At 70.7% G+C, this 10,549-nt stretch carries 9 protein-coding genes; 5 read left to right on the forward strand and 4 right to left on the reverse strand.

The features are described from left to right. From AOK11_RS17015 to AOK11_RS17025, 3 genes are all read right to left on the reverse strand, one after another. A partial coding sequence (locus AOK11_RS17015) for an IclR family transcriptional regulator (RefSeq protein ID WP_055594572.1) occupies positions 1–669 on the reverse strand: 669 nt, incomplete at its 3' end. Between the two features lie 130 nt (positions 670–799). Then, positions 800–1,495: an HD domain-containing protein gene (locus AOK11_RS17020; RefSeq protein WP_206188868.1), complete on the reverse strand. Its 696-nt coding sequence runs from the start codon at positions 1,493–1,495 to the stop codon at positions 800–802. Then, positions 1,492–2,688 carry a 4-hydroxybenzoate 3-monooxygenase gene (locus AOK11_RS17025; protein ID WP_055594579.1) on the reverse strand — a complete coding sequence of 399 codons (1,197 nt, stop codon included), beginning with the start codon at positions 2,686–2,688 and terminating at the stop codon, positions 1,492–1,494. The genes AOK11_RS17020 and AOK11_RS17025 overlap by 4 nt, the downstream gene beginning before the upstream one ends. 170 nt (positions 2,689–2,858) lie before the next feature. Between AOK11_RS17025 and AOK11_RS17030 the strand changes: the two genes are divergently transcribed. The 4 genes from AOK11_RS17030 (at position 2,859) to AOK11_RS17045 (ending at position 7,855) form a co-directional block, all read left to right on the forward strand. Next, positions 2,859–3,236, forward strand: coding sequence for an ASCH domain-containing protein (locus AOK11_RS17030; protein ID WP_206188869.1), 378 nt, complete (start codon positions 2,859–2,861; stop codon positions 3,234–3,236). Between the two features lie 268 nt (positions 3,237–3,504). Next, positions 3,505–4,317, forward strand: a complete 813-nt coding sequence (locus AOK11_RS17035; RefSeq protein ID WP_055594575.1) for an SDR family NAD(P)-dependent oxidoreductase — start codon at positions 3,505–3,507, stop codon at positions 4,315–4,317. Positions 4,318–4,350: 33 nt separating this feature from the next. Further along, complete coding sequence (locus tag AOK11_RS17040; RefSeq protein ID WP_055594576.1) at positions 4,351–5,565, forward strand: serine hydrolase domain-containing protein; 1,215 nt, start codon at positions 4,351–4,353, stop codon at positions 5,563–5,565. 19 nt (positions 5,566–5,584) lie between these two features. Then, complete coding sequence (locus AOK11_RS17045) at positions 5,585–7,855, forward strand: cytochrome P450 (protein WP_055594577.1); 2,271 nt, start codon at positions 5,585–5,587, stop codon at positions 7,853–7,855. Positions 7,856–7,966: 111 nt separating this feature from the next. Here the strand turns inward: AOK11_RS17045 and AOK11_RS17050 are convergent, their stop codons facing one another. Further along, entirely contained in the window at positions 7,967–8,551 is a 585-nt protein-coding gene (locus tag AOK11_RS17050) for a TetR/AcrR family transcriptional regulator (RefSeq protein ID WP_055594578.1), read from the reverse strand. A 479-nt stretch (positions 8,552–9,030) separates the two neighbouring features. Here AOK11_RS17050 and AOK11_RS17055 point away from each other — a divergent pair, with 479 nt between their 5' ends. Then, entirely contained in the window at positions 9,031–10,500 is a 1,470-nt protein-coding gene (locus AOK11_RS17055; RefSeq protein WP_206188870.1) for a glucose/sorbosone family PQQ-dependent dehydrogenase, read from the forward strand. Positions 10,501–10,549: the final 49 nt, after the last annotated feature.

Consider the following 10,549-nt stretch of genomic DNA (forward strand, 5'->3'; position numbering starts at 1 on the left):
GGCGGCCGCGTTGCTGGACAGCATGACCAGGCCGATGGCGGCCGGATGGGGTTCGATGCGGACCGGGACGGCGATCGAGCACGAGCCCTCACGGACCTCCTCCTGAGTGGTCGCGAAGCCCTCGTTGCGGACCTTGCGCAGCTCGGCGGCCAGCCGCCCGGGATTGACGTGGGTGTACCGGGTGGCCGCCTGGAGCCCGTGGGCGAGGTAGGCCTCGCCCACCCACTCCTCCTCATGGGCCAGCAGCACCTTGCCGACTGCCGTGGCGTGCAGCGGCAGGCGCCCGCCGACGCGGGAGGCACGGGGGACCCGGGTGGAGCCGTAGATCCGGTCGATGTAGAGCGCCTCGTCGCCGTCCCGGATGGCGATGTGCGCGGTCTCGTGGGTGAGCGAGAACAGGTCCTGGAGGTGGGGCCGCGCGGTGTCGCGCAGGTGGCGTCCCGCGTTCTGGGCGACCTCCCACAGGCGCAGGCCCACGCTGTAGCGGCCCTGCTCGTCGCGCTCCAGCGCACCCCACTCGACGAGCTCCCCGACCAGGCGGTGCGCGGTGGGCAGGGGCAGGTCCGCGTGCTCGGCGAGGTCGCTGAGGGACAGCGCGGTGGGGCCGCTCTCGAAGGCGCCGAGGAGGGCGAGCGCCTTCGAGGTCACCGTGCGGCCGTCACCGCGCATGGCACCTCCAGAGATCGTCGGGGTGACATCGTCGCGCACGGTGGGTGGCCCGTCGAGCGCGGGGCGGCCGGGCCGGGTGCGGGACGCCGGCGGGGTGCGGGACGCCGGCCGGCGGTGGCACGGGCGGGCCTCAGCCGAGTGCGGTGCGCTGGGGGGTGCTGTCGATCGTCGCGACCGCGGCGAGGGCGCGGGCCATGGCGCGGGCGGTGTCGGTGAACAGGTGGTCGTGGACCCGGCTGCCGATCAGTGTGTGCGCCTGCTCGCGGGTCAGCCCGAACCAGTCCATGACGGTGTCCACGCCGTGCGGGGTGAGCCGCCAGAGTTTGTCGGCGTCCTTGACCAGCGAGTCGTTGAGCGAGAGCGCGGTGCGCCGGGAGTCGTGGCCGTCGACGATCTCGACGATCTCCGCTGCCCGTACGGGATCGTGGCCGAGCCGGTGGAGGATCTCCGCGGCGATCGCGGCGCCCTCCTTCTCGTGGCGGAGGACCAGGTCGGGACGGCCGCCGCCGGGGCGGATCGCGTCGAGCACCTCGTCCTCGGGCACCCTCGACCAGCCGGTGTCGTGGAGGATGATCGCGGGCAGCACGACGTCGCGGTCGGCCTCGGGGTGCAGGTCGCACAGCGCGGCGGCGAGGCCGTAGGAGTAGGCGGTGTGGCCGTCGTTGCTGCGGACGTGGAGGTGGTCGACGGCCAGTCGCCATACGGCGTCGTCCTCGGGCCGGAAGCCCGCGGTGCCGGGCACGCCCGCCGGGTCGGGGAGGAAGCCGGTGACGTCCTCGCCGAGCTGGTTGGCGGTCGGTTCCTGGCGGGGCGGTGCCATGGTCATCGCCCTTCCGGCCAGCCGGTGTAGGCCTCGGCGAGGTAGGTCGATCCCGCGGTCGAACCGGTCACCGAGGCCAGCTCGCCCTCCTGGCGCCGTATGTCGAAGGGGGTGGCCCCCGGCAGGGTGTGCAGCATGGTGGTCATCCAGTACGAGAAGTGCTGGGCCTTCCAGACCCGGCCGAGCGCCCGTTCGCTGTAGGTCTCCAGCGGGGCGGTGTCACCGCTCGCGACCGCTCGCTCGAGTTCCTCGGCCAGGACCCGCACATCGGCGAGCGCCAGGTTGAGGCCCTTGGCGCCGGTCGGCGGCACCGTGTGCGCGGCGTCACCGGCGAGCACCAGCCGCCCGTGGTGCATCGGCTCCTGGACGAAGCTGCGGAACGGAAGCACCGTCCTGGAGGTGATCGGCCCCTCCTTGAGGGTGTGCCCGTTGGCTCCCACCCGGGACTGCAGCTCGTCCCAGATCCGGTCGTCGGACCAGGCGGCGGCGTCCTCCGCGGGGTCGCACTGGAAGTACATCCGCTGGAGGGTTTCGGTGCGCTGGCTGATCAGCGCGAAGCCGCGCGGCGAGTGGTTGTAGATCAGCTCCGGAGCACTGGGTGGCGCCTCGGCGAGGATGCCGAACCAGGCGAACGGATACTCGCGGAAGTACTGCGTGCGCCGGGCCTGTGGCACCTCGCGGCGGCACAGACTGCGTGACCCGTCGGCGCCCACCAGGAAGTCCGCGCGTATCTCGTGGGCGGTGCCGTCGGCGTCGGTGAACCGCATGGCCGGGGCGTCGGAGGTGAGGCCGTCCACCGACACGTCGGTGACCCCGAACCGGACGTCGCCGCCGTCGCGCTCGCGGGCGTCGGCGAGGTCGATGAAGACGTCCGTCTGGGGGTAGAGCTGGGTCGAGGCGCCGACCAGGTCCTGGAAGTCGATCCGGTGGGCGCCCCCTCCGAAGGCCAGCTCGATGCCGTCGTGGCGGTAGCCGTCGCGGTGCACCCGGTCGGACACGCCGGTGCCGGCCAGCAGGTCGACCGAGTCCTGCTCGAGGATCCCGGCGCGGTGGGTCTCCTCGATCTCCCGGCGGCTGCGCAGATCGACCGCGACGGAGTCGATTCCGGCACGGGCGAGCAGATGGGAGAGCATGAGCCCGGCCGGACCGGCACCGACGATGCCGATCTGCGTACGGCTGTGGACGCGCGAGGATGACATGGCCGACATTCTGCGTCCGTCCGGACCTCCGGGCCAGGGCCTTCTTCCGTCCAGCGGAAACGGATCGGCCGTCGCGGGCCCGGCCCATAAGGGCCGGCCGAAGAGCGATCCGTGTTTCACACGGCTGACGGAGCGGGGCGGTAAGGAACATGTGGCCACGGGTCGGCGGTATGCGCGCACTGGAACTCGGCACCCCGGGCGGGTTGCGCGACGAGTTGAACTCCCTCGTCCTGGCCGGACGGAAGACCGCCACGACCGGCCTGCTGGCCGAGTACGTCGAGGAGACCGAGGGGCTGGAGTTCGTCGGTGAGCGGCTGGCCCTGCTGGATGACGACGGCCGTGCCGTCGCCACGGTCGAGATCACCGGTGTGGATCTGACGTCCTTCGCGGAGGTCACGTGGGAGCACGCCGCCGCCGAGGGCGAGGGCGACGCCTCCCTCGAGGACTGGCGGGCCGGCCATCGTCGCTTCTGGGAGAGCGAGGGCACACCGGTGAAGGACGGCACTCCCCTCGTGTGCCTGGCCTTCCGGGTGGTGCAAGCCGCCTGACCCTCCCGGCGATCCCCCGTCCTCTCCTCCCGACGACACCGCCGTCCCCGCTCGCAGCGGGGGCGGCGGTGTCGTGCTGTGGGTCGGCTTTCGCGCCCCGGCACAGCAGCCCCGGTTCGGACCAGTGGAGATCCGGCACCCGTCGGTCCCGGAAACCAAACCTAGACAGGTGTCAAATTCTTGGTTAGGTTGGCCGGACTTCACCCGCTGGAAGGCAGAACTTGCCGTGACGCGGCAGGTCCACACCTCAACGACGAGGGGATCGACTATGGAACTCGACGACAGGATCGCTGTCGTGACCGGTGCGGCATCGGGCATGGGCCTGGCCGCCGTGAAGGCCCTGGCGGGAGCCGGCGCCACGGTCTACGGAATGGATCTGAGGCAGGAGAGTCTCGACCGTGCCTTCGACGGCCTGGAGCGGGTTCGGGGCCATGCCGCGGACGTGTCCGACTCCGCCGCGGTGAACCGGGTCTTCGACCGGGTCCGGGAGGACCACGGCCGGCTGCACATCCTCGTGAACGCCGCCGGTGTCGCCACGCCGAACAAGGAGAAGCAGGCGTGGGTGGACGGGATCAACCACAGGATGACCGAGTCCTTCAAGACCGGTGAGACCTACCACCCGGAGTTCCTGGGCGGCATCTCCGACGAGGACTTCGACCGGGTCGTCGCGATCAACCTCAACGGCACCTTCTACGCGATCCGTGCCGCCGTGCCGCTGCTGAAGGAGAGCGGCAGCGGTTCGATCATCAACTTCGCCTCCGTGGCAGGGCTCATCGGTCTGCCGATGCCCGCCTACTACCCGGCGTCCAAGGCCGCGGTCGTGGGCCTCACCAAGGCGGTCGCGGCCGAACTCGCCCCGTTCGACATCCGGGTCAACGCCCTGGCCCCGGCCGGCATCAGGACCCCCATGCTCACGGCGTCCGGCGACGACCACGTCCAGGCGCTGCTCGCCCTCCAGCCGCTGAAGCGGCTGGCGGAGCCCGACGAGATCGGCCGTACGGTCCTCTTCCTCGCCTCGGACGCGGCGGGGCACTACACCGGCCAGACGCTGGCGCCCTCCGGCGGCGCCCTCATGCTCTGACGCCCCCTCAACACACCGGACGGAGAAGAACCAGTGCAGCACACCGACGCCCCGGAACCCACTGTCACCCTCACCGAGACGCCCGGCGTCGAACGCCGTTTCCTCGAGGTCCTGGACAACACCATCCGCGCGGACATCGAGAACGGCGCCTACCACGGGGCGAACATCATCGTGGCCCGCCACGGCGAGATCGCCCTGCGCGGCACCTACGGACTGGCCGACGTCCAGGCCGGCCGCCCGACCCGGCGCGACGACGTCTACCGCATCCTGTCCATGTCCAAGGGCTTCACCAACGCCCTGGTCTTCCGGGCCCTCAGCGAGGGCAGGCTGATGCTCTCCACGCGCGTCGTCGACCTCATTCCCGAATTCTTCGGCACCGAGCCGTTCCGTGCGGCGCGCAAGGACCGGATCAACCTCGCCCACCTGCTCACGCACCGGGCCGGCATGCCCGCCACGCCCAACCCGGGCCTGGGCCCGGAGGGCTTCGCCGTGCTCGCCGATGTCATCGAGGCACTGGCCGGCGTCGACGTCGTGCACGAGCCGGGCACGAACCTGAACTACTCGGCGGCCATCAACCACGCGCTCATGGGCGAGATGGCCCGGCGCGCCTACGGTGCCGACTCGTTCCGGGAGCTCATGCGGGAGAAGGTCTTCGACCCCGTCGGCATGGCGCACACCCGGTTCGGGATGCCCGAGAAGTGGCGTGACCAGGGCGTCCCGCTGAAGGTCATCGTCGCCAACGACTCCTGGCTCAAGCCCGAGGACATCGAGTGCCTCAACGACGTCATCGACCGCGAGGACGCCGAGATGCCGTGGGTCGGCGCGGTGTCCACCATCGACGACGTCTTCGCCTTCACCGAGATGCTGCGCAACAAGGGGCGCACCGCTTCCGGGGAGCAGCTCATCGGGGAGTCGGTGCTCGAGTTCGCCGTGACCAACCAGACCGGCGACCAGATCAACGACCTGTACGGCATGGTCGCCGCCGCCCGCAAGTGGGACCTCCCGCCGGGGAACATGGGCCTGGGCATGGCCCTGGCCGGTTCGGGGACGCACGCGCGTTTCTTCGGCCCCTTCGTCTCACCGGGCACCTTCGGCTCGTACGGGGCCGGTTCGTCCCTGCTGTGGGTGGACCCCGTCTCGGGCATGTCCTTCTGCTTCCTCTCCTCCGGGGTGATGGACGAGGGGGACAACGTCGCCCGGTTCCAGAAGCTCTCGTCGATCGCCGCCTCCGCGGCAACCAGCGTCTGACCAGCGAAAGGAGCAGACCATGACGTCACTGCAGGAAGAGGCCCGTCCGGTGGGCCGCTGCCCCGTCGCCCACGGTTTCGACGCGATGGGCGACGACTACTACCGGGACCCGGCCGGCCACCTGGCCACGGTCCGGGACGCCTCGCCGGTGTTCTGGTACCCGCACCTCAACGCGTGGATCGTGACGCGGCGGGACGACTGCCTCACCGTTCTCTCGGACTGGCGGACCTACTCGTCGGCGGCGAACTCGGCCGCGGACGTGCCGGAGAAGCACCGCGGGCTCTACCCGCCGGATCTCGTGTCGAAGATGATCGTGGGGCAGGATCCGCCCGGTCACACGGATGCTCGTTCCGTGGCCCAGCGGGGCTTCGTCAAGGAGCGGATGGACCGGCTGCAGCCGGAGATCGAGGCCAGGGCCCACCGCATCATCGACCGGTTCGAGAACAGGGGCTCGGCGAATCTGCTCGAGGAGTACTCGCTGGAGCTGACGACTCAGACCATCATGGCGCTGCTGGGCCTCGGCTACGAGCACGAGGCGATGCTGCGGCAGTTGCGCGACGATCTGTTCGCCGTGCTGTCGTCCGCGCACGAGCCGCTGCCCGAGCCGGGACGGACCGAGGTGTGGGACCGCTTCGTCGAGGCCAACCTGACGCTGCGTGCCATCGTGGACGAGCGGCGCGACTCCGACGCGGACGACATCATCTCCGTGATGGCGTCGGCCAGGGCGAAGGACGGCTCGTACGCGCTGCCCACGCCGCAGATCGCCCTGCACGTCTCCGAGTTCGCCGCGGCCGGCACGGACACCACCGCCCAGGCGATGACCAACGCGGTGATCTTCCTGTCCCAGAACCCCGGGGCGCTGCAGGACGCGCTCGCCGAACCGGAGCTGTGGCCCCGGGTCTTCGAGGAGACGGTGCGGCGGCGCCCCTCCTCGACGTTCACCTCCCGCCGGGTGACGCGCGACGTGGAACTGTCGGGCGTGAAGATCTCGGCCGGTGACATGGTGTGGGTCGCGCTGGCCTCGGCCAACACCGATCCCCTGCACGTCGACCGTCCCTTCGAGTTCGACATCCACCGCCCCGACCCCGAGGATCACCTGGCCTTCACCGCCGGACGGCACACCTGCCTGGGCAATCCGCTCGCCCGGGTCCAGGGGGCGACGGGGCTGCGTGTGCTCTTCGAGCGGCTGCCGTCGCTGCGTCCCGACGACACCGACGAGCTGGACTTCCTGCGCATGGCCCTGCTCCCGGTGCGCCGTTCGCTGCACGTGCACTGGGACGTCGCGGACGTCGAGCGGTCGAGGACGCGCACCGTGCGCACGCTCGACCTGGAGGTGACGGAGCGCACCGAGGCCTCGGACGGCGTCGTCGCCCTGGCCCTGAGCCACCCGGACAACGGGGACCTGCCGCCGTGGAAGGCCGGCGCCCACATCGACGTCCATGTGCCCCGGGAGGACAGCGGGGACGACGGGGAGAACGAGCCGTGGGTGCGCCAGTATTCGCTGGCCTCCGACCCCGAGGACCGCACCACGTACCGCATCGGTGTGCTGCGGGAGGAGACCGGCCGGGGCGGGTCGGCGGCGGTGCACGACGCGCTGACCGCCGGGTCCCGGGTGACCGTGTCCTGGCCGCGCAACAACTTCCGGCTCCTGCCCTCGCCCCGCTACCTCTTCATCGCCGGGGGCATCGGCATCACCCCGATCCTGCCCATGATCAGGGAGGCCGAGCGTGCCGGCGCCGAGTGGGACCTCGTCTACGGCGGGCGCACCCGCACGTCGATGGCCTTCTGCGACGAGCTGGCCGCCCACGGCGGCCGGGTCACGCTGGTCCCGCAGGACCGGGACGGGCTGATCGACCTGGCCGGTCTGCTCGGTGAGGCGCGTGACGACACGCTCGTCTACGCGTGCGGGCCCGAGCCCCTGCTGCGTGCCGTCGAGGAGAACACCTCCCACTGGCCGAAGAACTCCCTGCGCATGGAGCGGTTCGCTCCCAAGCCCGTGGAGCGCACCGTTCCCGACACGCCGTTCCAGGTGGAGTTCGCGGAGTCGGGGACGGTCGTCGAGGTCGGCGCGGACGAGACGATCCTGGAGGCCGCGGAGAAGGCCGGGCTGCCGGTGGTGTCCTCGTGCAAGACCGGGACGTGCGGCACCTGCGAGACGCGCATCGTCTCCGGCCGCGCCGACCACCGGGACTCGATCCTCACCGCGTCCGAACAGGAGACCAACGAGACCATGCTGATCTGCGTGTCCCGGGCCGAGGCCGGGTGCCCGCGGCTGGTGCTCGGCGGCTGACGCCGGCGGCGCCGCCCGCTTCCTCGCACCGCTCCGTCGGGAAACCCGTGACCCGGGTTTCCCGACGGAGCCATGTCGGCAGCCCCGGCTCCCCCGGCCCGGCCGGTCCTCTCAGTCGTCGAACAGCTGGGCCCATTGCCGGGCCAGGGAGGCGAGGATCAGTTCCTCCCGCTCCTTGTGGCCGCGGACGTACAGGAAGTAGAAGTTGCGCTCCAGGCTCATCATGAGCGTGGCCATGTGCACTTCGCGTTCCGTCCGCTCGTCCTCCGTCGCGCCGTCGAGGTGGAGCGCGGCGTGGGCCGACGAGACGCGCCGGATCAGTCCCAGCCACTCCTCGAGCACGTCCGGGTCGATGGCCATGGCCTGGTTGACGGCCTCGAACTCCGTGGCGTAGCGCAGCCACATCCCGCGGGCGGCCCCCAGCCACTCCCGCAGGGCCTCGGGGGTGTGCGCCGGCATCCCGTCCAGCGCTTCGTAGAGCTCGGCGACCTCGGCCTCGATCTCGGTCATGCGGGCCCTGATGATCTGGGACTTGCTGTTGAAGTACAGGTACAGGTTGGCGCGGCTGCTGCCGGCCGCGGCCGCGATCTGGGCCATGGACGTGCTCTCGTAGCCCCGTTCCTTGAAGAGACGCAGAGCCTCGTCGACGAAACGCTGACGCGTGGCGATGCTCTTGGCCGTGCGGTTGGCTGCCATGCAAAGTACCTGGCTCACAGGGAGAGACTGACGGATCGAGACACCCGGGGCGCGGCCGGGAACAGTGTCCGGCCCACCCGCCGACGGGGGCGGTACGGCACTCCGGAGAAGTGTAGCCATTCGGGTGAACCGCGAGGTGGGGGGCACGCCACGGTGCCGCGCCGGTGGGGTTCGGCGGGCGCCTGATCGCGGCGGCTCCGACCGGTCCCACCGTACGGAACACCCCGGACCGACGTGCCCCCGTCGGCAGGCGAGGACGTCCCAACTCTTCTCCCGCCAGGGGCGTTTGAAGCCGCCCGGTCCCCCGCCGACCGGGGTGGCGTCCGGACGGGCCCGCGTCCCTGCCACAGCCCCTCCTTCACCCGAACGGCACAACGAATCACTACCCGGAGCGCTGAAACGTAAGCGGAGCGCAATGCTTCGAATGCGGGGGGAACTTCACCGGAAGGAACCACATGCACCACATACTGCGCGGGCCTGTGACGACTGCGCTCGTCCTGGCCCTCGGCGTGTCGCTGACCGGCGCCGCTGTCACAGGCGGAGATCCCCCCGCGAACGGGAAGACAGATGCCGCGACCCCTCCGTCCCGCACCACGGCGCCGCCCTCGTCGGGCACGTTCACCAAGCGGGTCGTGGCCACCGGGCTGAACAATCCGTACGAGATCGTGCGGGCTCCCGACGGATCCCTGTGGGCCACCGAGAAAACCGGCAAGAAGGTCACCCGTGTCGACCCGAGGACCGGCGCCAAGACCACCCTGCTCAGCCTGCCGGAGGCCGTTCACAGCGAGGGCGGACAGGACGGTGTGCTCGGCCTCGCCCTGGAGGAGCACGAGTCCGGCGCGCTGTACGCGTACGTCGCCCACAGCTACGACATCGACCCGACCCCGGTCGTCCAGGCCCGCACGAAGATCGAACGCTACACCTACGACGCCGACCGGCAGCGGCTGCACAGCCCGAAGGCCATCATCGCCGGCATGCCGTCCGGCAACGACCACCAGTCGGCGCGGCTGCGCCTGGGGCCGGACGGCAAGCTGTACTACACCATCGGCGACCAGGGCGTGAACCAGTTCGGCAACACCTGCAGGCCCAGCTACACCATGCGGCTGCCCACCGCCCACGAAGTCGAGGGTCTGGACTGGATCGCCTACCAGGGCAAGACCCTGCGGCTGAACACCGACGGCTCCATCCCCTCGGACAACCCGGTCCTCGACGGCGTGCGCAGCCACGTCTACACCTACGGGCACCGCAATGCCCAGGGCCTGGCCTTCGGCCCCGACGGCACGCTCTACTCGAACGAGCAGGGCCCGAAGACCGACGACGAGATCAACATCCTGCAGAAGGGGGCCAACTACGGCTGGCCGAACGTCTCGGGCTACCGCGACGACAAGGCGTACGTCTACGCCAATTGGTCCGCCTCCCGGCCGACGCCGTGCGACGAACTGACGTTCAGCAACTTCGAGATCCCCGCGACGGTCCCCGTGCAGAAGGAGAGCGACTTCACCCGGCGCTTCATGGACCCGATCCACACCTTCGGCACCGTGGGCTCGGACTTCCGGTTCCAGAACCCCGCGTGCGCCCAGGGCGAGATGTGGTCGGTGTGCTGGCCCACCATCGCACCCTCGAGCTTCGAGCACTACGGGACATCCAGGAAGTCCGCCGGGTCCACTGGTGAGGGCCTCCCCGGCTGGAACGACTCCCTGGTGATGACCACCCTCAAGGACGGCACCGTCTACCGCGTCGACCTCACGCCGGACGGCCGGGACGTCAGCAAGGTCACCAAGCTCATCACGGAGGACAACCGCTTCCGCGACACGGAGTTCAGCGCCAACGGAAGGTCCCTCTTCGCCGCGACCGACTCCGCGGGCCCCGTCCGTGACATCCGGGGCGCCCCGTCCACCGACCCCTTGGAGAACCCCGGGGCGATCATCGAATACCGCTGGGAGCGCTGACCCGCCACCTCGTTCGATCCGCCCGCCCCGACCCCCGGCCGGCCGGCCG

This window comes from Streptomyces hirsutus (assembly GCF_001418415.1).
Lineage (GTDB): Bacteria > Actinomycetota > Actinomycetes > Streptomycetales > Streptomycetaceae > Streptomyces > Streptomyces hirsutus.

What these genes read in the sequence shown, in the direction of transcription:
- AOK11_RS17030 (WP_206188869.1), top strand. Translation starts at nt 2,859, where the DNA reads ATGCGCGCACTGGAACTCGGCACCCCGGGCGGGTTGCGCGACGAGTTG.
- AOK11_RS17020 (WP_206188868.1), bottom strand. Translation starts at nt 1,495, where the DNA reads ATGACCATGGCACCGCCCCGCCAGGAACCGACCGCCAACCAGCTCGGC.
- AOK11_RS17025 (WP_055594579.1), bottom strand. Translation starts at nt 2,688, where the DNA reads ATGTCATCCTCGCGCGTCCACAGCCGTACGCAGATCGGCATCGTCGGT.
- AOK11_RS17045 (WP_055594577.1), top strand. Translation starts at nt 5,585, where the DNA reads ATGACGTCACTGCAGGAAGAGGCCCGTCCGGTGGGCCGCTGCCCCGTC.
- AOK11_RS17050 (WP_055594578.1), bottom strand. Translation starts at nt 8,551, where the DNA reads ATGGCAGCCAACCGCACGGCCAAGAGCATCGCCACGCGTCAGCGTTTC.
- AOK11_RS17035 (WP_055594575.1), top strand. Translation starts at nt 3,505, where the DNA reads ATGGAACTCGACGACAGGATCGCTGTCGTGACCGGTGCGGCATCGGGC.